Source organism: Nocardioides sp. (assembly GCF_035429765.1).
Taxonomy (GTDB): domain Bacteria; phylum Actinomycetota; class Actinomycetes; order Propionibacteriales; family Nocardioidaceae; genus Nocardioides.
On the sequence record NZ_DAOMFK010000008.1, the window covers coordinates 17,208 to 38,453 of the forward strand.

At 73.3% G+C, this 21,246-nt stretch carries 23 protein-coding genes and 1 tRNA gene; 15 read left to right on the forward strand and 9 right to left on the reverse strand.

What is annotated here, in order from left to right; translation table 11 throughout:
* Positions 1-67: 67 nt before the first annotated feature.
* From PLP61_RS01820 to PLP61_RS01835, 4 genes are all read right to left on the reverse strand, one after another.
* The gene (locus PLP61_RS01820) at positions 68-568 is read right to left on the reverse strand and encodes a single-stranded DNA-binding protein (RefSeq protein ID WP_324499798.1); all 501 of its coding nucleotides are present in this window, start codon (positions 566-568) and stop codon (positions 68-70) included.
* A gap of 144 nt (positions 569-712) precedes the next feature.
* The gene (locus PLP61_RS01825) at positions 713-2,368 is read right to left on the reverse strand and encodes a GTPase family protein (RefSeq protein WP_324499800.1); all 1,656 of its coding nucleotides are present in this window, start codon (positions 2,366-2,368) and stop codon (positions 713-715) included.
* A gap of 36 nt (positions 2,369-2,404) precedes the next feature.
* Positions 2,405-4,168 (reverse strand): GTPase family protein, encoded by a 1,764-nt coding sequence (locus PLP61_RS01830; protein WP_324499802.1) that lies wholly within the window; start codon positions 4,166-4,168, stop codon positions 2,405-2,407.
* Positions 4,165-5,286: a PrsW family intramembrane metalloprotease gene (locus tag PLP61_RS01835; RefSeq protein ID WP_324499804.1), complete on the reverse strand. Its 1,122-nt coding sequence runs from the start codon at positions 5,284-5,286 to the stop codon at positions 4,165-4,167. Before PLP61_RS01835 ends, PLP61_RS01830 begins: the two co-directional genes overlap by 4 nt.
* Positions 5,287-5,334: 48 nt before the next feature.
* On the opposite strand from PLP61_RS01835, the gene PLP61_RS01840 reads away from it, so the two are divergent.
* From PLP61_RS01840 to PLP61_RS01850, 3 genes are all read left to right on the forward strand, one after another.
* Positions 5,335-6,792: an aminopeptidase P family protein gene (locus PLP61_RS01840; RefSeq protein ID WP_324499806.1), complete on the forward strand. Its 1,458-nt coding sequence runs from the start codon at positions 5,335-5,337 to the stop codon at positions 6,790-6,792.
* A 227-nt stretch (positions 6,793-7,019) separates the two neighbouring features.
* Positions 7,020-7,220 carry a hypothetical protein gene (locus PLP61_RS01845; RefSeq protein ID WP_324499808.1) on the forward strand — a complete coding sequence of 67 codons (201 nt, stop codon included), beginning with the start codon at positions 7,020-7,022 and terminating at the stop codon, positions 7,218-7,220.
* The gene (locus PLP61_RS01850; protein WP_324499810.1) at positions 7,217-7,363 is read left to right on the forward strand and encodes a hypothetical protein; all 147 of its coding nucleotides are present in this window, start codon (positions 7,217-7,219) and stop codon (positions 7,361-7,363) included. The genes PLP61_RS01845 and PLP61_RS01850 overlap by 4 nt, the downstream gene beginning before the upstream one ends.
* An 81-nt stretch (positions 7,364-7,444) precedes the next feature.
* On the opposite strand, the gene PLP61_RS01855 is transcribed toward PLP61_RS01850, so the two are convergent.
* Positions 7,445-7,891 (reverse strand): PGPGW domain-containing protein, encoded by a 447-nt coding sequence (locus PLP61_RS01855; protein ID WP_324499812.1) that lies wholly within the window; start codon positions 7,889-7,891, stop codon positions 7,445-7,447.
* Between the two features lie 130 nt (positions 7,892-8,021).
* On the opposite strand from PLP61_RS01855, the gene PLP61_RS01860 reads away from it, so the two are divergent.
* From PLP61_RS01860 to PLP61_RS01870, 3 genes are all read left to right on the forward strand, one after another.
* A tRNA-Arg gene (locus PLP61_RS01860) sits at positions 8,022-8,098 on the forward strand.
* 45 nt (positions 8,099-8,143) lie between these two features.
* On the forward strand, positions 8,144-9,604 hold the full coding sequence (locus tag PLP61_RS01865; RefSeq protein ID WP_324499814.1) for a serine hydrolase domain-containing protein: 1,461 nt from the start codon (positions 8,144-8,146) through the stop codon (positions 9,602-9,604).
* Between the two features lie 6 nt (positions 9,605-9,610).
* Positions 9,611-10,237 (forward strand): HAD family hydrolase, encoded by a 627-nt coding sequence (locus PLP61_RS01870; RefSeq protein WP_324499816.1) that lies wholly within the window; start codon positions 9,611-9,613, stop codon positions 10,235-10,237.
* A gap of 21 nt (positions 10,238-10,258) precedes the next feature.
* Here the strand turns inward: PLP61_RS01870 and PLP61_RS01875 are convergent, their stop codons facing one another.
* Positions 10,259-10,417: a hypothetical protein gene (locus PLP61_RS01875; protein ID WP_324499818.1), complete on the reverse strand. Its 159-nt coding sequence runs from the start codon at positions 10,415-10,417 to the stop codon at positions 10,259-10,261.
* Between the two features lie 176 nt (positions 10,418-10,593).
* On the opposite strand from PLP61_RS01875, the gene aqpZ reads away from it, so the two are divergent.
* The 3 genes from aqpZ (at position 10,594) to PLP61_RS01890 (ending at position 13,441) form a co-directional block, all read left to right on the forward strand.
* Entirely contained in the window at positions 10,594-11,370 is a 777-nt protein-coding gene (gene aqpZ, locus PLP61_RS01880; RefSeq protein WP_324499820.1) for an aquaporin Z, read from the forward strand.
* Between the two features lie 31 nt (positions 11,371-11,401).
* A complete protein-coding gene (locus PLP61_RS01885; protein ID WP_324499822.1) occupies positions 11,402-12,490 on the forward strand; it encodes an alpha/beta fold hydrolase in 1,089 nt (362 codons plus the stop codon).
* Between the two features lie 123 nt (positions 12,491-12,613).
* A complete protein-coding gene (locus PLP61_RS01890) occupies positions 12,614-13,441 on the forward strand; it encodes a class I SAM-dependent methyltransferase (protein WP_324499824.1) in 828 nt (275 codons plus the stop codon).
* Positions 13,442-13,492: 51 nt separating this feature from the next.
* Here PLP61_RS01890 and PLP61_RS01895 read toward each other — a convergent pair whose 3' ends face one another.
* A complete protein-coding gene (locus PLP61_RS01895) occupies positions 13,493-13,975 on the reverse strand; it encodes a MarR family transcriptional regulator (RefSeq protein WP_324499826.1) in 483 nt (160 codons plus the stop codon).
* Between the two features lie 87 nt (positions 13,976-14,062).
* On the opposite strand from PLP61_RS01895, the gene PLP61_RS01900 reads away from it, so the two are divergent.
* From PLP61_RS01900 to PLP61_RS01925, 6 genes are all read left to right on the forward strand, one after another.
* Positions 14,063-16,075: an MMPL family transporter gene (locus PLP61_RS01900; protein WP_324499828.1), complete on the forward strand. Its 2,013-nt coding sequence runs from the start codon at positions 14,063-14,065 to the stop codon at positions 16,073-16,075.
* 196 nt (positions 16,076-16,271) lie between these two features.
* Positions 16,272-16,931: a hypothetical protein gene (locus tag PLP61_RS01905; protein ID WP_324499830.1), complete on the forward strand. Its 660-nt coding sequence runs from the start codon at positions 16,272-16,274 to the stop codon at positions 16,929-16,931.
* A gap of 32 nt (positions 16,932-16,963) precedes the next feature.
* A complete protein-coding gene (locus PLP61_RS01910; RefSeq protein WP_324499832.1) occupies positions 16,964-17,785 on the forward strand; it encodes a DUF4397 domain-containing protein in 822 nt (273 codons plus the stop codon).
* Entirely contained in the window at positions 17,782-18,450 is a 669-nt protein-coding gene (locus tag PLP61_RS01915) for a class F sortase (RefSeq protein ID WP_324499834.1), read from the forward strand. The genes PLP61_RS01910 and PLP61_RS01915 overlap by 4 nt, the downstream gene beginning before the upstream one ends.
* 67 nt (positions 18,451-18,517) lie before the next feature.
* The gene (locus tag PLP61_RS01920) at positions 18,518-19,090 is read left to right on the forward strand and encodes an RNA polymerase sigma factor (protein WP_324499836.1); all 573 of its coding nucleotides are present in this window, start codon (positions 18,518-18,520) and stop codon (positions 19,088-19,090) included.
* Positions 19,087-19,782: an anti-sigma factor gene (locus PLP61_RS01925; RefSeq protein WP_324499838.1), complete on the forward strand. Its 696-nt coding sequence runs from the start codon at positions 19,087-19,089 to the stop codon at positions 19,780-19,782. Before PLP61_RS01920 ends, PLP61_RS01925 begins: the two co-directional genes overlap by 4 nt.
* Here PLP61_RS01925 and PLP61_RS01930 read toward each other — a convergent pair.
* Together PLP61_RS01930 and PLP61_RS01935 are read right to left on the reverse strand one after the other, a co-directional pair.
* Complete coding sequence (locus tag PLP61_RS01930; RefSeq protein ID WP_324499839.1) at positions 19,751-21,004, reverse strand: NAD(P)/FAD-dependent oxidoreductase; 1,254 nt, start codon at positions 21,002-21,004, stop codon at positions 19,751-19,753. The genes PLP61_RS01925 and PLP61_RS01930 overlap by 32 nt on opposite strands.
* A 40-nt stretch (positions 21,005-21,044) precedes the next feature.
* Positions 21,045-21,246: hypothetical protein (locus tag PLP61_RS01935; RefSeq protein WP_324499841.1), on the reverse strand; the 202-nt coding region annotated here is incomplete at its 5' end.

A 21,246-nucleotide genomic window follows, 5' to 3' on the forward strand; every position in this document is an offset into this window, starting at 1 on the left:
GGCGAAAGCCTACGGGCGCACGGGTGCCCGCGCCGATTCGGGGCGAGGCCCCCTGCCACGCGCGGGCTCAGGCCGCCGGCTCCTCCGCGGGCAGCTCGGCCACCTTCGGGACCATCTCGCCGTCCGCGTCCGGGCGCGGTCCGCTCCCGTCGTCGGAGTGGTGGACCGGCTCCTGGACCCGGGACACGTCCGGGCCTCGCTGCTCCTCGCGCCGGGTGAGGCGGGTGAACGCGCTGGTGCCCCTGCTCAGGTCGTGGCCCACCGAGCTGGCCACCACCACGTACCGGGTGGAGACCGTGCCGTCCTCACGTCGCCACACGTCGGCCATCAGCCGACCGTGCACGAGGACCGGGTCTCCCGAGCGGATCGACCGGTGGAGGTGGGTCGCCAGGGCGCGCCACGCCTTGACCGTGTACCACAGGGTGGGACCGTCCTCCCACTGGCCGTTGCGGAACCGTCGTGGGGTGCTGGCGACCCGGAAGCTGGCGACCTGGACCCCCTGACCGAGGTCTTTGAGGGTCACCTCGGTGCCGACCCACCCGCAGAACGTGATCTGGGTGTCGTTCATCTGCGCTGCTCCTCCTTGTCCACGGACAAGCGTGCTGCTCGTCCTGCGCCCAGGGTCGACGCAGGTCCGGACAGTTCCGGGACTGGACTGACGGAGGGTGTGGACAGCGGTCGCCCGGACAGGGCCTGTGGACGACCGGGCGGCTCAGCGCAACGCGGTCTGCAGCCCGGCGCGCACCCGCGAGTACGCCGAGAGCTCGTCGGCCACCGGCTGCACCACCAGCTCCTGGGACACCTCCGAGATGGCCGCACGCAGCCGCGCGTCGGCCGCCCCTGACCGACGACGGGCGGTGGCCGCGACCAGCAGCCGGCAGACCAGGGCGAGCAGAATCCCCAGCCCGACCCCGGCCACCAGCAGCAGCGTGGGGACCGGGAGCCCCCTCCAGTCGGGAGTCTCCGGCTCGGGGAGGCGGAGGTAGGACCCGCCCGCGAGCAGCGCCAGCCAGCCGGCGCCCACCAGCGCGGCCAGGATCAGCAGCCACTGCAGGACGCGCACCAGCCCGGCCCAGACCGGGATTCTGGCCACGCCCAGGTCGGTGCGGGCCAGGGCGGCGTCGAGCCGGTCGCCCAGCTCGTCGAAGCGGGACACCGAGGCGTGCCGGATCGAGGCCTGCCACGGGTGGCTCATTCCGCGCGACACCTCGTCCGCCAGCGCACGCACCTCGGTGTCGACGCGGGCGCGCTGCACCTGGGTGGCCTCCGGGACCGACGTGCGGGCGGTGCCGGTCAGCGCCCGTCCCGCCTCCCCCAGGTCCAGGTGCAGCCGCTTGAGCGGGTCGGGCCGCAATCGGGACAGCCAGGCGACGACGGGCCAGCCGGTGGCCCGGTTGGCGCGCAGCCGGGTGGACTCCCGCACCGCCGCCACCACCGTGGGCACGCCCGCGGCGTCCGCCAGGGCATCGTCGAGGGCGGCTACCCTCGCGGCGGGCAGGGACGGGGACGCGGCCGGGCCGGTCGCCAGGTCCAGCTTCTCAGCCTCCGCGCGCACGTCGGCCTCGACCCGGGCGCGGACCGCCTTCTTGTCCGCCACCCGCTGGGCGATCTGGCTGCGCAGCTCCTCGATGCCCTCCTGGTGCCTGGCCGAGACCGCCAGCACGGGGACGCCGGAGAGACCGTCGTCGGAAAGCAGCCGGCGCACATCGGCGAGCATCGGCTCACGCTTGTCCGGGGGGACCGTGTCGATGTGGTTGAGCACGACCAGCACCACGTCCTGGTGGTGGGCGAGCCGCGCGAGGTACCGGTCGTGCACGGCGGCGTCGGCGTACTTCTGCGGGTCCAGCACCCAGACCAGCAGGTCCGCCAGCTGAACCAGCCGGTCGACCTCGAGGTGGTGGGAGACCTCGGTGGAGTCGTGGTCGGGCAGGTCGAGCAGCACGACGCCCTGGAGATCCTGGCCCTCTCGGCCCGTGTCGAGCATGGAGTCGCGCAGCGTCTGGTGCCGGGGCGGGATCCCCAGCCACTCCAGTAGGTCGCCGGCGCCGTCTTGCCCCCACACGCACGCGGTCGCCCACGAGGTGGTGGGCCGCCGCACGCCCACCGAGGAGAGGTCGAGCCCGGTCAGCGCGTTGAAGGTCGAGGACTTCCCGGAGCCGGTCGCGCCTGCGATCGCCACCACGGTGTGGTCGGGCGACAGCCGCAGCCGGCCGGCGGCCCGCGTGACCACGGCCGTCGCCTGGTCGAGCACGGCGTCGTCCAGCCGACCGCGGGACGCTTCGACCGCGGCCTCCAGACCCGCCACCCGGGCACCGAGGTCGGTGCTGCGGGTGACCAGGCGCTTGGCTCCCTCGAGCAAGGAGGTCATGTTCTCCCTCGACCCAGAACGTGCATCGGACAGCCCTTACCCTAGGCCGTCGGGGTCGATGCTCTCGGCGGGGCTCTGCGCGGCGAACCGCAGGTCGTCGACCCGGCGAGCCGCCGCCCGCAGCTGGTCAGCGGCGTCCGGTGCGAGACCGAGGTCGTCCAGGAGCTGCAGGTAGCGGGCGCGCTCGGAGTCCATGAGCTGCTGGACCCGGGACTCCAGGTCCTGACGGGCCCGCTCGGCGAGCGTGCGCACCGCCTGGTCGCCGAACACCGCCTCGAGCAGCTTCTGGCCCAGCACCGCCGAACCGGCGGCGATGCCCGCCTCGCCTCCGGTCAGGCCATAGCTGTGGGCGAACACGATGACCATCAGCGACACACCGAGACCGTTGACGCCGTACGCCATGAACCGCGCGGTGGTCCGCTTGTCGGCTCCCTCGGTGCGGACCATCTCCAGCACGCCCTGCTGCCACTCCCGCACCGTCCGCTCCGCCCGCCGTCGGAAGTCGCGGGACGCGCGGCCGAGGTCCTCCCCCGCCTGGGCGAGCAGCGCCTGGCCCGGGGCGAGCGACTGCCACGACGCCTCCGCCCGCTCGGCTGCGGCCTCGGCGTGCTCGAGGATCAGCGTCTCCAGGCCGGACTCGACCGCGACGGTGACCCGCTCCACCTGCTGGGGACGGCCCTTGAGGGAGTTGACCAGCCGGTCGCGCAGCGCCCCGATCCGCGTCTCGAGCGAGCGCAGCAGCTCACCGGTGCCCACGAACTCCTGCCACCGGGCGAGAACCTCCCCGCGCAGCAACGTGCCGTCGGCGCAGGCGGTGGCCACCGCCGCGACGGCCTGGTCGTAGGACCGGGTCGCGTCCTCCCGCAGCCGACGCTGGGCGTCGGCCTGGTCCGCCGCAGCGTCGGCGACCAGGTGGGCGCTGTGCGCCAGCGTGCGGATGGCGCCGTGCAGGGTCTGCCGGACGACGGCGGTGCGGGCGCTGGCGTCGGTGGCCAGCGAGTCGAGCCAGCCGCGGATGTCGCGCACCGCCCGGGGCGGCAGCAGCCCCTGCTCACTCACCGTGCCCTCCCGCACGATGAACAGCGGCGAGTCCTTCAGGCCACGGCTGGCCAGCATCCGAGCCAGGTGGGTCGAGACGGTCTCGACCGCCTCGTCCGGCGTGCGGTCCAGCACGATCGCGACTGCTGCGCTCCGCTCGGCGGCGCGGTGCAGGAACTCCCACGGCACCTGGTCGGCGTACCGGGCCGCCGACGTGACGAAGAGCCACAGGTCGGCCGCGGCGAGCAGCTGGGCGGCAAGGGTGCGGTTGCGCTCCTCGACCGAGTCGATGTCGGGGGCGTCGAGGATCGCCAGGCCGGCCGGCACGGTCTCCGAGGCCACGAGCTGGAGGGCGCCCGGATCGGTGGTCGCGGTGGCGACCCGCTCCAGCTCGGGCAGCAGCCGGTCCTGACCGAACCACTGGGCGTCGTCGGGGTGGTGCACGAGGACCGGTGAGCGGGTCGTCGGCCGGAGTACGCCGGGGGCCGTGACCCGTCGCTGCACCAGCGAGTTCACCAGCGTGGACTTGCCCGCGCCGGTCGAGCCGCCGACCACCGCCAGCAGCGGGGCGTCGATGGTCATCAGCCGGGGGATGACGTAGTCCTCCAGCTGGGCGACCATCTCCGACTGGGTGGTCCGCCTGTCCTGGACGCCGGGGAGCTCCAGCGGCAGCCGGACCTTCTGGAGCGCGCCGCGGAGCCGCACCAGGGCGGTCACCATCCGGGTGCCGTCGACCTCCGCCAGGTCCTGCGTGTGCTTCATCGGGTGGGCACCACCTGTCCGGGGAAGGAGATGGAGGGTCGGACCCGCGCGATGCGCTCGACGTAGGCCTGACCCCGGGCGGCGAAGTCGGGGGGCGGCGTTCCACGCAGGTACCGGTAGTGCAGGAACCCCAGCTCGACCGCCGCCTGCTGGTAGGAGCGCATCGCCCGCTCGCCCTCGCGGCCGCCGGTGTCCCGGGCCCAGGCCCGGCTGCGCCGCCGGGCGCCCAGGTCGACCACCCAGCCGATGTCGGTCGCCGGCAGCAGCCCACGGCGCGCCGCGTCGGTCAGCGCGATGGCCAGCACCCTCCGCTCGGACTGGCGGCTCCACACCGCGAAGCCCACCAGAGCCAGGAACATGGGGGCCATCACGACGACGTACAGGCCGACGAACCCGCGTGCGCCGCCCACGGCGGCGAGGTTCCAGACGGCGTGGGCCAGCACCGCGGCACAGTAACCCAGCACCGGGGCCAGCACCCGCACCGAGGTGCGCCGACTGGCCACCGCGACCCCCACTCCGATCCCGGTGAAGGACGTGAACAGCGGGTGCGCGAACGGGCTGGCCAGCACCCGGAGCACGAACGTCGCGGTGAGCGCCTCGGTGCCGCCCGGTCCGAGACCGTCGGTCCCGTTGTAGGCGGCCGCGAGGTAGAAGATGTTCTCGACGAAGGCGAACCCGATGCCGACCATGCCGGCGTAGACCAGGCCGTCCAGGACGCCGTCGAGCTCGGACCGGCGCCACCACAGCAGAAGCAGGAGGAACAGCCCCTTGGTGGCCTCCTCGCTCACCGGGGCGACGACGGCCAGGGTGAGCGCGTCGGAGAAGCCCGCGACCAGGCCGCCGATCCCCTGGATGACCAGGGCCGCCGCGGTGGCCACCAGGCCACCCCAGACCAGACCGAGCGCCAGCAGGTGGCGCGGCTCCGGCTCGTAGCGGTCCAGCCAGACGTAGCAGGCCACCAGCGGACCGACCGGGAGTGCAGCCAGCGCCGTCGCGACGAGCATCGAGCCGGGGGCCCCCGACAGCGCCACGACCAGCATCATGATCCCTCCGCCGAGCACCGAGAGCACGGTCACCACCACGGTGAACGCGACGCCGGAGCGGGGGGCGGCTGGCACGTCAGTCAGACTACCGAGCCATCGCGCGCCCCGGCGTACAGTGACCGGGTGACCGACGCCACCGAGACCAGCCCTCCCGAGCCGTCCCACGAGCACCCGGAGGCCGAGTCCCCGCAGCTGCACACCGAGTCGCACGACCCGGCCGTGCCCGAGGCGTACGCCGCGTTCATGCGCACCGGGTGGGGAGAGCGTGAGCTCGACCTGCCCGAGCTGTCGCTGGTGCCGTACGCCGCGGCGCGCCGCGCGCGGCTGGCCGAGGCCTTCCCGGGCGAGCGGCTGGTGCTGCCCGCCGGCACCTTCAAGGTGCGGGCGCACGACACCGACTACCGGTTCCGGCCCGACACGGCCCACACCTACTTCTGCGGCAACCAGACGAGCGACGCGGTGCTGGTCCTCGAGGGGGGCGAGGCCGTGCTGTACGCACGCCCCCGATCCTCCCGGGACACCGACGAGTTCTTCCGCGACCGTCAGTACGGCGAGCTCTGGGCCGGCCGCCGTCCCTCACTGAGCGAGATCTCCTCCTCCCTCGGGCTCGAGGTGCGCCACCTCGACGACCTCGAGGGCGCGCTGGGCGGGCCGGGCAAGACCCGGGTGCACCGGGGGATCGACCCCCGCGTCGACACCCTCGTCGCGGGCGACGACTCCCGCGACGACGACCTCGCCCGGGTCCTCTCCGAGCTGCGGCTGGTCAAGGACGACTGGGAGGTGGCCCAGCTGCAGGAGGCCTGCGACATCACCACGCTCGGCTTCGAGGACTGCGTCGGCGAGTGGGACCGGGTGGTCGAGCACGGCGAGCGCTGGCTCGAGGGGACCTTCTTCCGCCGCGCCCGGACCATGGGCAACGACCTGGGCTACGACTCCATCGTGGCCGGCGGCCGGCACGCCACCACGCTGCACTGGATCGACAACGACGGCCCGATCACCCCTGGTGAGCTGGTGCTGCTGGACATGGGCGTGGAGGGGCGGCACCTCTACACCGCCGACGTGACCCGCACCCTCCCCGTCAGCGGCCGGTTCTCCCCGCTCCAGCGTGAGCTGTACGAGCTGGTGCTCACCGCCCAGCAGGCCGGCATCGAGGCGGTGCGCCCCGGCGTACCGTTCCTCGCGGCGCACCACGCCGCCATGGCGGTGCTCGCCCACGGCCTGGAGGGCATGGGCCTGCTTCCGGTCACCGCCGAGGAGGCGCTCGACCCGTCCTCGAAGGTCTACGCCCGGTGGACGCTCCACGGCACCTCGCACATGCTCGGCATGGACGTGCACGACTGCGGCCGCGCCTCGCTGGACGTCTACCCGCGCGGGGACCTGGCGGCCGGGATGGTGCTCACCGTCGAGCCCGGGCTGTACTTCCAGGAGGACGACCTGCTGGTCCCCGAGGAGCTGCGTGGCATCGGCATCCGGATCGAGGACGACATCCTGGTCACCCCCGACGGCTCCCAGAACCTCTCCGCCGCCCTGCCTCGCACCAGCGGGGCCGTCGAGGAGTGGATGGCGCGGCTGCAGGGCTGAGCGCCGCGGCACGCCGTACGTCCACCCGCCGCGGCGTACGCCGGCAGGAGCCCGCGTCGGACCCCACCGGCCCGGTAAGTCCCACCAGCCCCACGCGTCACCGCGAGCACGGCAGACTCGCACTTCCCGGAGGACTTTGCGCGCAGCCCGGCGGGTTTGGCGTCCGCCGGGTCGGGTACCTCCGTCCGACCGCGGCAGGAGTCGCGGCTGAGGAGACGGAGTAGCAAATGGCTATCGGCCTGGGAGTGGTGCTCGTCGCGGCTGGCCTCGTGCTGCTGTTCGACGTGGTGACCGTGGACCTGTCGTTCGTGGACGACTCGGCGCTGGGCCTGGTGCTGCTCGCCGTGGGGGTGCTGGCCATCGTGCTCTCCCTCGTGGTCAACCAGCAGCGCAGCCGCCGCACGGTCGTCGAGGAACACCGTCCTTGAGCGCGGCCACCGAGGCGCCGGCGTCCGGGGGACCCCCCGAGCACGAGCACGCCTGGCAGCTGCACGGCGTCGAGTACGACGACGGGCCGCCGGTGAGCCGTTTCGAGTGCGAGCGGTGCCGGCAGGTGCGTTTCTCACTCTGAGCCCGGCGACCTGAGCGCCCACGCCCCTGCGCCGCGACTCTGAGCCCCTACGACGGCAACCGGGGCGCGGAGCGCGACGCCTCAGCCGCCCAGCGACACCAGGCTGGTCCAGGCCTGCGTGACGACGGCCGGCGAGGCCCCCATCAGCACCGCGCTGAAGACCCAGCTGGCCGCGCCCAAGGCGGCCGCCGACCCGGCGACCGCGGCGCGCCTGCCCCACGAGGCGTTGCGGGGCAGGGTGGCGGCGCGGGCGGCCTCGAGCCGGATCCGGGCCCGGTGCAGCAGGGCCTTGGCCCAGTCCCACTCCGCGGCCAGTACGGCCAGCCCCATCACGATGGCGACCAGTCCGGGCCCGGGCAGCACGAGCATCGCGATCCCGGCCACGATCACCACCACCCCGACGAGGGTGAGCACCACCTTGGTCACGGCGGCCCGCACCGGGCCGCGGTGCGCCCAGGCATGGGCGCGCAGCCACGCAGCACGAGCAGGCAGCAGCCGACCGGTGCGGGGCGAGGTGGGCGTGCTCATCTGTCTCCTCGTAGCGCAGTGCGGTGCCGCACCCAGCCGCGCAGCACCGAGGCAAGTGTGCCGGACACCTCCAAGCCCGCCTGCGCCGAGTAGGGTCCGGGCAGCGCGGTCCGCCACAATGGAGCCGTCAGCCCCCGTAGCTCAGCTGGACAGAGCAGCGGCCTTCTAATCCGCCGGTCACAGGTTCGAATCCTGTCGGGGGCGCCAGGTCAGCACGGCATCCGGCTGTCGCGGTGTCCTACGCTCAAACCCATGAGCCGCGCCCTTCCACGGAGCACCCCGGCCGCGCAGCACGTCGACCCCGCTGCCGTGCTGGCGTTCGTCGACGCTGTCGAGGCCGACCCTGACGTCGAGCTGCACAGCCTCATGGTCCTGCGCCACGGCCACGTCGTGACCGAGGGCTGGTGGGCGCCGCACACGCCGGAGCGCACGCGGCTGCTCTATTCGCTGAGCAAGAGCTTCACCTCCACCGCCCTCGGGTTCGCGCTGAGCGAGGGACTGCTCGCTCTGGACGACCCGGTGGTCGCGCACTTCCCCGAGCTCGCGGACGAGGTCACCGACCCCCGGAGCCGGTCGATCACCGTGCGGCACGTGGCCTCGATGGCCAGCGGCCACGACCGCGACATGTGGGTCGAGGCCCTCGCCCGGGACCCCGAGGATCCGGTGCGCGGCTTCCTGCTCCTCCCGCCGGACGACCCTCCGGGCACCCGCTTCGCCTACAACCAGCCGTGCACCTACACGCTGGCCAGCATCATCCAGCGCGCCGCAGGCACCACCCTCAGCGGCTACCTGCGGCCCCGGCTGCTCGACCCGCTCGGCATCGGTGAGGTCGCCTGGCGCGCGTGGCCGACCACCCTCGAGCAGGGCTTCAGCGGCCTGTTCGCCCGGACCGAGGACGTGGCCAAGCTCGGCCTGCTCTACCTGCAGCGCGGCCGCTGGGGCGACACCCGGCTGCTCCCCGAGGAGTACGTCGCCCTGGCGACGTCCCGCCAGGTCGGCACCCCGGCCATGGAGAACGTCGACTGGCGGCAGGGCTACGGGTTCCAGTTCTGGATGGCTCGCCACGGCTACCGGGGCGACGGGGCCTTCGGGCAGTTCTGTCTCGTCCTGCCCGAGCACGACACCGTCGTCGCCACCACCGGCGGGACCGAGGCGATGCAGGCCGTGCTGGACCTGGTGTGGACCCACCTGCTTCCAGGACTGCGCCCGGCCGGGGACCCTGTGGTCGACGAGCGCACCGACCAGGAGCGGCTCGACCAGCGACTGCGCAGCCTCGCGCTGCCGGCCTTCCAGGCCCGCTCCGGGCGCACGGGGTGGGAGGACTGGGCCGACTCCGTGCTCGCCGTCCCCGCGACGACCGATGACGGCGCGACCGCGTTGACCGGGATCGGGCTCCACCGGGAGGGGGACCGGCTCGAGGTGACCCTCCACGAGCCCGACAACGCCCTCACGGTCCCCGTCGGGAACGGGGAATGGCTCACCTCGGCCCCGTGCGACCGCGACGGCGACCCGGTGCCGGTCGCCACGTCCGGGGGGTGGCTGGACGAGGACACGCTGCGGGTGGAGGTGGTCTTCCTGGAGACGCCCCACCGGCTGGACCTCACCTGCTCCCTGCCCACCCGGTCGGCCAGCGCCTCCTGGCGCCACGTTCCCCTGGACGGTGGTCGGCTGCGGACCCTCCACCGGCCGCGCCGGCCCGCCGGGGAGCGGTGACCCCGCATGGGGCCGGTCCTGCTGGACCTCGACCGCACGCTGGTGGACATGCAGTCGTTCACCGACTACGCCGCCGCCTGGGCCGAGGTGCGTGACCTGGTCGACCCGGCCCTGGCCGGAGCCGGTCCGGCCACCGGCTGGTCTTCAGCGACCCGGGCCTGCATGGGGCTCGTCGCAGCGTTACCCGCTGGGGCACTGTGGGAGACCGTCTCGGCTGCCGTTGCCCGGCACGAGCGGGCGGCGATCCCGCGGTCGGTGCCGATGCCGGGAGCCGCCGACTTCCTCACCGCGCTCGGGGACCGGCCACGGGCCGTGGTCACGCTGCTGCCCGAAGACGTCGCGAGGGCGGTCCTGGCCCGCCACGACCTTCGGATCGAGGTGGTGGTCGGCCGCGACCCGACCATCCGGCCCAAGCCTTCCGGCGAGGGGCTTCGTGCCGCGCTGACCCGGCTCGGCGCACCGTCCGCGGACGCGGTGATGGTGGGAGACAGCAGCTGGGACGCGGCTGCAGCAGCAGATGCCGGCACGGCCTTCATCGGCGTACATGCCGGTGCCGACGAGTTCACCGCGCTGCGGCCGACGGTGCCGGCGTGCTCCTCGCTGGCCGAGGTGCTGGCCCATCTTCCGGGCTGACCGGCCCGCAGGGTTTCTGGGTCAGCCTCCGGCCCCCGAGAGTCGCTTGATCTCCTCTTCGACCGCGGTCGCGATGTGCGCCACCAGCTGTGAGTGCCAGTGCTTGTGGGCCGCCAGGTCCGCCACGAACGCGTGGCAGTCGGGGCAGGACTCACCGACGGTGGGTGCTCCCTGGTCCATGCGACACCTCCCTGTGTAGACCCCTCCACGGTGGCACGTCCGGCGGGGCCTCGTCCACCGCCCGGGCGACACGAGAGCATCCCCACCCGTCTCCCACTCCGGGGCGCGATCGCGTTACCGTGCCCTGGTAGGCCACTCGCGGCGCACCGCCGCGTGCCTTCCAGAAGGAGTCGACCATGGACGTCGCACCACCCACCACCACCCAGAAGCTCGCCGCCGAGTTCCTCGGCACCTTCGTCCTCGTCTTCGGCGGCTGCGGCTCGGCCGTCCTCGCCGCCACCTTCCTCTCCGGCGACAGCGACCTGGGCATCGGGTTCGCCGGCGTCGCCCTCGCGTTCGGCCTCACGGTGGTCGTGATGGCCTACGCGTTCGGCCACGTCTCCGGCGGCCACTTCAACCCCGCCGTGACCGTCGGCCTGGCCGCCGCCAAGCGGTTCGCCTGGAAGGACACCGCCGCCTACATCGTCACCCAGGTGGTGGCCGCGATCGTCGCCGCCTCCGTGCTGTACGTCGTGGCCAACGGCCGGGACGGGTTCTCGGCGGTCGACTCGGGCTTCGCGTCCAACGGGTACGGCGACCGGTCGCCGGGCGGCTACTCGCTGCTGGCGTGCCTGGTGATCGAGGTGCTGCTGACCGCGGTGTTCCTCTACGTGATCATCGGCGTGACCGACAGCCGGGCGCTCCAGGGCTTCGCCCCGCTGGGGATCGGCCTGTCGCTGACGCTCATCCACCTGATCAGCATCCCGGTGACGAACACCTCGGTGAACCCGGCGCGGTCCATCGGCCCCGCACTGTTCGCGGGCGGGGACGCGATCTTCCAGCTGTGGCTGTTCATCCTGGCGCCGATCGCCGGCGCACTGCTGGCCGGGTTCACCTATGCCCTGCTGGTGGGCGAGGGTCCCATCGAGGGAGCCCCCGGTGCCGACTACCCGCAGCTCACCAAGGAGGACTGACCGGATCCGTCGGCCGTCGTAGGCTGAGCCGATGGCGGCCGACCCGGTGCACCCACCGCAGGACCTGCGCTTCTGCCGGTCCGCCGACGGCACCACCATCGCCTACGCCGTGCACGGCACAGGCCCGCCGCTGGTGCTGGACGCCTGCTGGCTCAGCCACCTGCAGTTCGACTGGCAGAGCCCCGTGTGGCGGCACTACCTCGTCGAGCTGGGCAAGGTGGCCACGGTCATCCGCTTCGACGAGCGCGGTCACGGTCTGTCCGACCGTGAGGTGGCCGACTTCGGGCTGGAGGCCCGGATCGCCGACCTCGAGGCCGTGGTCGACGACGCCGGGCTGGGCCGGTTCGCGCTGATGGCGATGGCGCAAGGGGGCCCGGTGTCGATCGAGTACGCCGTGCGGCACCCCGCTCGCCTCACCCGACTGCTGTTCTACGGCAGCTACTCGGGCGCGCTGCACCATGCGTCGCCTGAGGAGGTCGAGCTCGACGACGCCTTCGAGGCGATCATCCGGGTGGGCTGGGAGCGTCCCACCCCGGAGTTCCGCCGCGTGTTCACCTACCAGATGATCCCCGGGGCCACCGAGGAGCAGATGGCCTGGCTCGACGAGCTCCAGAGGATCGCGGTCACCGCCCGGACGGCCCACCTCGCGCGGAGGGAGCGCAAGCGCGCCGACGCGACCCACCTGCTGGGCGAGCTCCGCCTGCCGACGCTCGTGCTGCACTCGCGCGAGGACCACATGAACGGCTTCGAGGAGGCCCGTGCCCTGGCCGCGGGGATCAGCGGCGCCCGGCTGGTCGCCCTGGAGAGCGCGAACCACATCGTCCTCGAGGACGAGCCGGCCTGGCCGGTGTTCCTGCGCGAGGTCACCGAGTTCCTGGCACCGGACCGGGCGCAGGTCGGGCGACGCCCGGCAGCGACCCCGATCACCGATCTGTCGCCCCGCGAGCTCGAGGTGCTCGAGCTCGCGGCCGAGGGGCTGGACAACGCCGGCATCGCCGACTCCCTAACCCTGAGCGTGCGCACGGTGGAGCGCCACTTCCAGAACATCTACGCCAAGCTCGACGTGCAGGGGAAGTCCGCGCGGACCGCGGCAGTGGCCCGCCTGCTCGCCGGCCGCTGACTACGCACATCCCGCCACCGCCGCCCCGCCGCATGGCGTCGGTTTGCGTGGCTGCGCCGATGCCGGCGCGGCGCGGCGGCTCCTACGGTCGGCAGACCACATCCCACCGAACGAGGAGACACCATGACCACCATCACCGTGGACACCGCCGACCAGCTGCTCAAGGAAAGACACCGCGCCATGTGGGCGCTCGGCGACTACCCCGCCGTGGCCCGAGAGATCATCCCGGCGCTGGGGCCGGTGCTGGTCCGCGCGGCAGCGGTCAGGCCGGGCCAGCGCGTGCTGGACGTCGCAGCGGGCTCAGGCAACGTCGCGCTTCCCGCGGCCCGGGCAGGAGCCGAGGTCCTTGCCACCGACCTGACCCCGGACCTGCTGGCGCACGGACAGCGGGAGGCCGCGGCCGAGGGGCTGGAGATCGCCTGGCGCGAGGCCGACGCCGAGGCGCTGCCCTGCGAGGACGGGGAGTACGACGCTGTGCTGTCCTGCGTCGGCGTGATGTTCGCGCCGCACCACCAGGCCAGCGCCGACGAGCTGGTCCGGGTCTGCCGACCGGGAGGCACGATCGGCCTGGTCAGCTGGACCCCCGAGGGGTTCATCGGGCAGCTCTTCGCGACCATGCGGCCCTACGTCCCGGCGCCGCCCGCGGGTGTCCAGCCGCCTCCGCTGTGGGGCGACCCCGACCACGTCCGGGGTCTGCTGGGTGACCGGGTGAGCTCGGTGACCGCCCAACGGCAGCGGCTGCTCGTGGACCGATTCGCCGACGGCGCCGAGTTCCGCGACTACTTCAAGTCCCACTACGGGCCCACCGTGGCGGCGTACCGGGCGATCGCCGACGACCCGGAGCGCTCGGCCGCCCTCGACCGCGACCTCGCCGCGCTCGGCGACGCCCACGACCTCGGCGGCGGCGCCATGGAGTGGGAGTACCTCCTGCTCACTGCCACTCGTCGCTGACCCCCACCCACCGCACCGGCTCTCGGCAGGACCGAGGGCCGGTGCGGCCTGTCAGAGCAGCCGCGAGACCGCCGCGATCGCGCCCTCGAGGTAGCGGTCGACGACGGCCCGCTCCTGCTCGCTGAACGAGGCGTCCAGCTCCTGGAGGGCGAGGAACATCGGCATCAGGTGCCCCAGGACGTCCTCGCGACCGGACTCGGTGAGCACCACCCGGACCCGACGGCGGTCCTGCACGTCCGGCTCGCGCACCACGTGGCCGCGCGCCTCCAGCCGGTCCACGATGCCCGAGGAGGCGGCCGAGGTCACCCCGAGGCTGCGGGCCAGGTCGGCTGGCCCGGCCTGGCGCTCCAGCAGCAGCTCCAGTGCGGAGAGCTCGCTGTGGCTCAGCGCGGCCCGGCGGGCCACCGAGGGCCCCACCTGGGCGCCGACGGTGAGCAGCTCACGCAGCAGCTCCAGCGTGCGGGTCTGCTCCCAGCGCCGCACGTACTCGGCGTGCAGCCCGGGCACCGTGGGCGGCTCCGGTGGGCTCGGCACGACACCCTCCTCATTTGCTTACTTACTTAGTCACCTGATAAGTAATCTGATGACTTACCTCCACAGCATATCGCGAAGGGTTTCTCCATGCCGGACCTCACCTCCCTCACCGTCCGCCGCGGCCGCAGCTGGTGGGTCGCGATCGTGCTGGTGGTCGCGGCGCTGGCCACGATCGGGCTGCTCGGCGAGGCCGAGCGCGACGCCAGCACCACCGACACCCTGCCGGAGGGCAAGGACAGCACCGCGGTGGTCGAGCTGCAGAGGCAGCTCCCTCAGGCCGAGGGCAGCACTGCCGTCGTCCTCTACACCGCCGACTCCGGCGCGCTCGCCCCGGCCGCACTCGAGGAGCTGCAAGGGCGGTACCCGGCGACGGACCAGGGGCCAGGGCTGGTCGTGAGCAAGGACGGCACCGCCGCCATCGCGGTCGTCCCCGTGACCGAGCCCGACGCGCAAGGGATCGCCGACGAGGTCGAGCGGATCAGGGCCGAGGCGGCGGACGGGCTCCCGGCGGGAGTGAGCTCCCAGGTGACCGGGCCGGCGGCGGTGCAGGCGGACCTCGCCGCGGTCTTCGACGGCGCCAACCTCCGGCTGCTGCTGGCGACCGCCAGCGTGGTGGGGATCCTGCTGCTGATCACCTACCGCAGCCCCTTCCTGTGGCTGGTCCCCCTGATCGTGGTCGGCATCGCCGACCGGCTGGCGGCGGTGCTCGCGACCCAGACCCTCGACGTGCTGGGCATGGCGTGGGACGAGTCGACGGTGGGGATCCTGTCCGTCCTGGTCTTCGGCGCGGGCACCGACTACGCGCTCCTGCTCATCTCCCGCTACCGCGACGAGCTGCGCACGCACACGGACCGGTACGAGGCCATGCGGCTCGCGCTGCGCCGCACCGCCGAGGCCGTGCTCTCCAGCGCCGTCACGGTCGTCCTCGGCCTCCTCACGCTGCTGCTCTCGCTGATCCCGTCCACCCGGGGTCTCGGCATGGCCTGTGCCGTGGGCATCGTGGTCGCGGCCTTCTACGCCCTCGTCGTGCTCCCCACAGTGCTGGTCCTCTTCGGGCGCTGGGTGTTCTGGCCCCTGGTCCCCCGCGTGGGCCAGCCGACGCTGGTGGACTCCGACCGCTCGGTGTGGCGCCGGATCGGCCGGCGGGTCCAGGCCAGGCCGCCGGTCTTCATCATCGGGTCCACGCTGCTGCTGGCGCTGCTCGCAGTCGGGGTCACCCAGATCGAGACCGGGCTCTCGGAGTCCGACCAGTTCCTCGACAAGCCCGAGGCGATCGCGGCGGCCGAACGGCTCGCGGAGTCCTTCCCGGCCGGCACCTCCGATCCCACGATCGTGATCACCCGGCAGGACCCCGCGCAGGTGGTCGGCGCGATCGAGGGCGTGCCGGGCGTGGAGTCCGCGAGGCCGGTCACCTCCGGCGACGGGCTGAGCGAGATCGACGTGGTGCTCGCTGCAGGCAGTGGCACCGGTGCGGCCGAGGACACGGTCGTGGCGCTGCGCGACGCGCTGGCCTCCTACGACGGGACCTGGGTGGGCGGCACCGAGGCGGAGTCCATCGACTCCGCTGCGGCGACGAGCAGGGACCGGCTGGTGATCATCCCGCTGATCCTGGTCGTGGTCCTGGGCGCGCTGTTCATCCTGCTGCGCTCCGTGGTGGCACCACTGATCCTGGTGAGCACCGTGGTGGGGACCTACCTCGCCAGCCTCGGCCTGTCGTGGTGGCTGTTCACCGGAGTCTTCGGCTTCGAGCGCCTCGACTCCGGCGTCCCCCTCCTCGCCTTCTTGTTCCTCGTCGCTCTCGGCGTCGACTACAACATCTTCCTGGTGAGCCGGGCCGCCGAGGAGGCCCGCGGGCACGGGACCAGCCAGGGCATGCTGCGCGCCCTGACCGCCACCGGCGGGGTGATCACCAGCGCAGGCATCCTGCTCGCTGCGGTCTTCGCCGTGCTGGGCGTCCTGCCCCTGGTGGTCCTGGCGCAGCTGGGCGTGGTGATCTGCGTCGGCGTGCTGCTCGACACGCTGCTGGTGCGGACGGTGCTGGTCCCGGCCATCGCCTGGTGGCTGGGCGAGCGGTTCTGGTGGCCCCGGCGCCTGGTCTGATCCACACGCTCCTCACCCACCTGCCGATCCGTCACAACTGGCGGTTCCGTCTGCCGGGCCCACCTGAGCCGGCCGCGAGCGATGCCCGAAGAATTTTTCTGGCTTTTTCCGCCGAGCCGGCAACCACCGGGCCCCACAGCACCGAAAGGAGGGCAACAGGGTCGCACCCCGCGGCCTACGACGAAGGGAGAGTCTCATGAGGATCCGCTCGCTCGCAGCCACGGTGGCGACCACGGCCCTGCTCGCTGGTGCGGCCGTCGCCCCGGCCCAGGCCGCGTTTGCACAGAGCAGCCCGGCCCACAAGCCCCTGGGCAACAAGAGCCTGGCGACGGTGCTCACCTCCGACGGCAACAAGTTCGACAAGAACTGGCGTGACTACGACATCGTGACCGAGGCCGCCCTCGCGGTGCTGGCGGCCAAGCCCGACAGCCCCGTCGGGGTGCTGACCAAGGGCAAGGTCAAGCTCACCGCCTTCATCCCCAACGACTGGTCCTTCCGGAAGCTGACCACGGAGCTGACCGGCGACCGCTACAAGACCGAGAAGGGCGTGTTCACCGCGCTGGCCGGCGCGGCGGGCATCGACACCATCGAGCAGGTGCTGCTCTACCACGTGGTGCCCGGCGCGACCATCGACTCCAAGACCGCGCTCGGCGCCGACGGCGTGGCCCTGACCACCGCGCAGGGCGGCACCTTCACCGTCGACGTGATCTACCCGAAGCTGCCGATCGTCCAGCTGCAGGACCAGGACCCGGACAGCACCGACCCGTTCCTGGACCCCGCCGCCCTGGACATCAACAAGGGCAACAAGCAGATCGCGCACGGCATTCTCCTGGTGCTGCGCCCGGTCAACCTGTGACCAACCGCTGACGAGCTGACGAGGAGACGATCATGAGGAATCTGATCCGCACCACCGTCGCGCTCGCCGCGCTGACCGGGGCGGGCCTCGCGCTCGCCCCGGCGGCGCAGGCGGCCGACGACGCGCAGGTGTCGGTGCTCCACGGCGTCCCGGGAGCGGTGGTCGACGTGTACGTGAACGGCGAGGTCCTGCTCACCGACTTCCAGCCCGGGACCCTGACCGACCCGGTGGCACTTCCTGCCGGTGACTACGACCTCACGGTCGTCGCCGCGGGTGACGGCGCCGACGGCGAGCCGATCATGGAGGCCGACGGAGTAGGCGTGCCGGCGGGTGCGAACATCACCGTGGTCGCCCACCTCGACGAGTCCGGCACGCCGGTGCTCACGCCGTACGTCAACGACACCTCGTCGATCGCGGCCGGCCAGGCCCGGTTGACGGTCCGGCACGACGCCGCGGCGCCCGCCGTGGACGTGCGCGCCGGAGGCGACCCAGTCTTCACCGACCTGGCGAACCCGGACGAGGCCAGCGCCGACATCCCCGCCGGGACCGTGTCCGCCGACGTGGTGCTCGCCGGCACCGACCAGGTGGTGATCGGTCCGGCCGACCTCGACCTGACCGAGGGCGTCCACACGATCGTGTACGCCTGGGGCAGCGCCGAGGACGGCACGCTGGACCTGGCCGTCCAGACCATCGGCGGCATGCACTCCGCCCCGTCCGGGGTTCCCGGCGGCACCGGTGGGCAGGCCGCCGGTGACGCAGGCGCACCGCTCTGGGTGATCGGCGCGGGTGGGCTGGTCGCCGCCCTGCTCGCCTCGCTGGTCCTCCCCCGCCCCGCACGCAGCAGGGTGAAGTGAGGTACCTGACCACCCGCACCGGCAGGGCGGCCACCATCGCGGTGGCCGCCCTCGCCGGTGCTCTGCTGTCCGCCCTGCTGGTGGGGGGAGGGCAGTCCGCGGGCTTCACCGCGGGGCGCCCCCAGTCGGCCCAGCTGCCTGTGGTCGCCGCCGTGGCCGGAGCGGACCAGCCTTCTCCCAGTGCCCGACGGCCCGCGCGTCCCAGCCCGGCCCCCCGTCTTCTCGCCATCCCCCGGCTCGGCCTCCGGATGCCGGTGACGCCGCGTGGGGTCGACGACCAGGGTGAGATGGCGCTGCCGGCCAGCGCACGAGTGGTGGGGTGGTACCGCTACGGCCCCCGCCCGCTGGACGACGCCGGCGCCACCGTCCTCGCCGGGCACGTCGACACCGATGAGGATGGCGCCGGCCCGCTCGTGGCGATCGCCGGCCTGCGGGAGGGCGACCTGGTGACGGTGCGTGCGGGCAAGCTGACCGCCCGCTACCGCGTCACGTCCGTGACCAGAGTGAGCAAGGCCCGCATCGACCTGGCGACGGTGTTCTCCCGAGCCGGCGCCCCCCGACTCCACCTGGTCACCTGCGGCGGGGCCTACCTGCCCGACCAGGGCGGCTACCAGGACAATGTGGTGGTGGCTGCCCAGCGTGTCGCCCCGAGGGCCGGGGCCTGAGGTGACCTGGCTGAGGAAATCTCCCGCCCCCCGGCAACCTTCGGGGGCCCCGCCACGAAGTACGGGTATGGTCCACCTCGACGCCGCCGACGCCCGAGCCATCGGTCTCCGGTTCGCGCGCCAGGAGGAGAGTGCGCTGGAGGAGGCCTACGCGGCCTACGCGCCGACCGTGCTGTCCTACGTGAGCCGGTACGTCGGACGCGACGAGGCCGAGGACGTCGTCCAACGCACGTTCCTCGACGCCTGGCGAAACGCCGGCCGGTACGATCCCGGGCAGAGGTTCACCGGGTGGCTGTTCACGATCGCCCACCGCCGCGCCATCGACACGTTGCGGGCCCGCCGCCACCAGGTGGTCGACGTGGAGAGCCTGCGCGAGCTCTCGGGTGAGGACGGACGGGACATGGTGAACCGGTTCGCGGACGCCGCCGACGTCCGATCCGCGGTTGCGCAGCTGCCCGAGCACGAGCGGGTCGTCGTCGAGATGACCTACTTCGAGGACCTCAGCCAGCGCGAGATCGCCGAGCGTCTCGACGTACCGGTGGGCACGGTCAAGGCCCGCGCCTCTAGGGGCACCCGAAGACTCGGGGAGATCATCCGAGCCGCTGAACAGACCACGAACGAGAAAGGAGAGCCGCGATGAACGACCACCCCGACCTGGTCGCGCTGCTGCGCGGCGAGCTCTCCAACGCTGACGTCATCGAGGTGGCCGACCACCTCGATGCGTGTGAGGAGTGCCGCCAGGAGCTGGCCGACACCGCCGTGGGGCACGCCCTGCTCACCGGCACCACCCGGACCCTCGGTGGCACCCGAACCCCGGGCGCCTCCACCCCGGTCGAGCTGCCCGAAGTCCCCCCGCTGGAGCTGCCGGACCGGCCCTCGGGCGGCCGCGGCTGGCTGCGGCCGCTGGGACTGGTGGCGGCCGCGGCTGCGCTGGTCGTCGGCACCGTGGCGGTCACGAACCAGCTGGACCGATCAGACGCACCCCCGACGACAGTGGCCGCGCCGGAGCAGAGCGCCGACCTCGAGCCGGTGGAGGGGAAGGGCTCCGGACGGGTCGTCATGGCGGAGGACCCCAACCGCGCCGTCCGGATGACCGTGGAGACCCGCGACCTTCCGAAGACCCGCGGGGGACAGTTCTACTACGTGTGGCTGTTCAACCCGGCGACGCAGAAGATGCTCCCACTCGGTGTCATCGGCCCGGGTGGCACCGCCTCCTTCGAGGTGCCCGACTCGCTCGTCGGCCGCTACCAGGTCGTCGACGTCAGCCTCGAGGACGACGACGGTGATCCGGGGCACTCGGTCACCTCGGTCCTGCGGGCGACGTACGCCTGACCTGTCGCAGCACCGCCCGGGCCGCCCGCGTCCCGGACACCAGGGCACCCTGGATCGACCCGGTGTCGCGATGGTCGCCGGCCACGAAGAGACGGTTCGCCAGCTGGACCGGCTGCCGGGCGACCAGCGGCGGTGGTTGGGCAGGGAGCGCGTGGCGCACGTGGTGCCGCACGACCAGCTCCCACCTGTGGGTGGGCACCCCGTAGATCACCGCGAGGTGGTCCCTCACCTCGGCCTCGGTCGTCTGACCCTCCGGGGTGAGGGACGTCGCCTGCACCAGCCGGCGACCCGGCGGCGCGTAGGACGGCGCCACGGCCGTCAGCTCCGCCGCGTGCTGCACCGGCCCCTGCCGCCGGCCGTCCAGTGCGAGCAGCGGCAGCGACGCCGGGGCCCGGTCGGCGGCGAACCACCAGGTGGTGAGCGACTTGGTCGGCACGACCGGCAGCGGCGTGAGCTCGGCCACCGCCTCCCCGGGGACGGCCACCACCACCGTGTCGGCCCGCCACTCCCGGTCACCGGCGCTGACCCGCACGCCGTCACCTGACTCCCGCACCGCGGTCACCCGGACCCCCGTCTCGACCCGTCGGCCGAGCGGACGGGCCAGCTGGTCGGGCAGGGACTGCATGCCACCCTCCGGCACCCCGGGGGTCCCGAGCGCGAAGGAGCGCAGCAGCAGCCGGGCGAAGGCGGCGGACGTGGACCCCTCGGGGTCCGCCAGAACCCCCGCGAGGAAGGGTTCGAGCACCTCGCGGCGCAGCGCACCGGTGATCCCCGCGCGGTCCAGCGCGCCGGTCAGGGTGCTGTCCGGGCCCCGAAGCACGCGCTGGGGACGGAGCAGGGCGGCGGTGAGCCAGCGGGCCAGCGCGGCCTCCTCACGGGGCGAGAGCAGTCCGGAGCGCAGGGTGCGCAGGAGCAGCCGCGGCTCCCGCCGCGGATCGGCGAGCACGACCAGCCCGCGGTCGCGGCGGACCAGGGCCCCCGCGCCGAACTGGCGCAGCCCGAGGGCGGCCACGTCGACGTCGCGCCGCACCGCGGGGTAGGCGGGGTTCAGGAGCTGGAAGCCGCGGTCGCACCGGAAGCCGTCGACCACATCGGTGCGGACCCGGCCCCCGACCGCGTCCGCGCTCTCCAGCACCCGTACGTCGACCCCGGCCGCCTGCAGCTCGCCGGCGCAGCGCAGCCCGGCGAGCCCGGCACCCACCACGAGCACCTCGGCGTCCATCAGCGTGCCTCCTGCCGTCGCCGGAGGGTCGGCCGGCCGGTCACCGGTCCCCCGCCAGCCGGTCGAGGTAGCCCACTGTGCGCGCCGCCAGCGACTCGACCACCGCCGCGTCGGAGGGCACGCCGTCCCCGGCCAGCGCGGCGACCACCTCCTCCGGGACTCGGACCCCCGCGGTGCGGGCCAGCCCCAGGCACAGCCGCGCGGCGGACCGGGCGGCCCGCGGCTCGGTCGTCCAGATCGCC

Coding starts and splice junctions, on each gene's coding strand:
- PLP61_RS01820 (WP_324499798.1), bottom strand. CDS start 568: ATGAACGACACCCAGATCACGTTCTGCGGGTGGGTCGGCACCGAGGTG.
- PLP61_RS01825 (WP_324499800.1), bottom strand. CDS start 2,368: ATGACCTCCTTGCTCGAGGGAGCCAAGCGCCTGGTCACCCGCAGCACC.
- PLP61_RS01830 (WP_324499802.1), bottom strand. CDS start 4,168: ATGAAGCACACGCAGGACCTGGCGGAGGTCGACGGCACCCGGATGGTG.
- PLP61_RS01845 (WP_324499808.1), top strand. CDS start 7,020: ATGGCTATCGGCCTGGGAGTGGTGCTCGTCGCGGCTGGCCTCGTGCTG.
- PLP61_RS01855 (WP_324499812.1), bottom strand. CDS start 7,891: ATGAGCACGCCCACCTCGCCCCGCACCGGTCGGCTGCTGCCTGCTCGT.
- PLP61_RS01865 (WP_324499814.1), top strand. CDS start 8,144: ATGAGCCGCGCCCTTCCACGGAGCACCCCGGCCGCGCAGCACGTCGAC.
- PLP61_RS01870 (WP_324499816.1), top strand. CDS start 9,611: ATGGGGCCGGTCCTGCTGGACCTCGACCGCACGCTGGTGGACATGCAG.
- PLP61_RS01875 (WP_324499818.1), bottom strand. CDS start 10,417: ATGGACCAGGGAGCACCCACCGTCGGTGAGTCCTGCCCCGACTGCCAC.
- aqpZ (WP_324499820.1), top strand. CDS start 10,594: ATGGACGTCGCACCACCCACCACCACCCAGAAGCTCGCCGCCGAGTTC.
- PLP61_RS01885 (WP_324499822.1), top strand. CDS start 11,402: ATGGCGGCCGACCCGGTGCACCCACCGCAGGACCTGCGCTTCTGCCGG.
- PLP61_RS01890 (WP_324499824.1), top strand. CDS start 12,614: ATGACCACCATCACCGTGGACACCGCCGACCAGCTGCTCAAGGAAAGA.
- PLP61_RS01900 (WP_324499828.1), top strand. CDS start 14,063: ATGCCGGACCTCACCTCCCTCACCGTCCGCCGCGGCCGCAGCTGGTGG.
- PLP61_RS01905 (WP_324499830.1), top strand. CDS start 16,272: ATGAGGATCCGCTCGCTCGCAGCCACGGTGGCGACCACGGCCCTGCTC.
- PLP61_RS01910 (WP_324499832.1), top strand. CDS start 16,964: ATGAGGAATCTGATCCGCACCACCGTCGCGCTCGCCGCGCTGACCGGG.
- PLP61_RS01920 (WP_324499836.1), top strand. CDS start 18,518: ATGGTCCACCTCGACGCCGCCGACGCCCGAGCCATCGGTCTCCGGTTC.
- PLP61_RS01925 (WP_324499838.1), top strand. CDS start 19,087: ATGAACGACCACCCCGACCTGGTCGCGCTGCTGCGCGGCGAGCTCTCC.
- PLP61_RS01930 (WP_324499839.1), bottom strand. CDS start 21,004: ATGGACGCCGAGGTGCTCGTGGTGGGTGCCGGGCTCGCCGGGCTGCGC.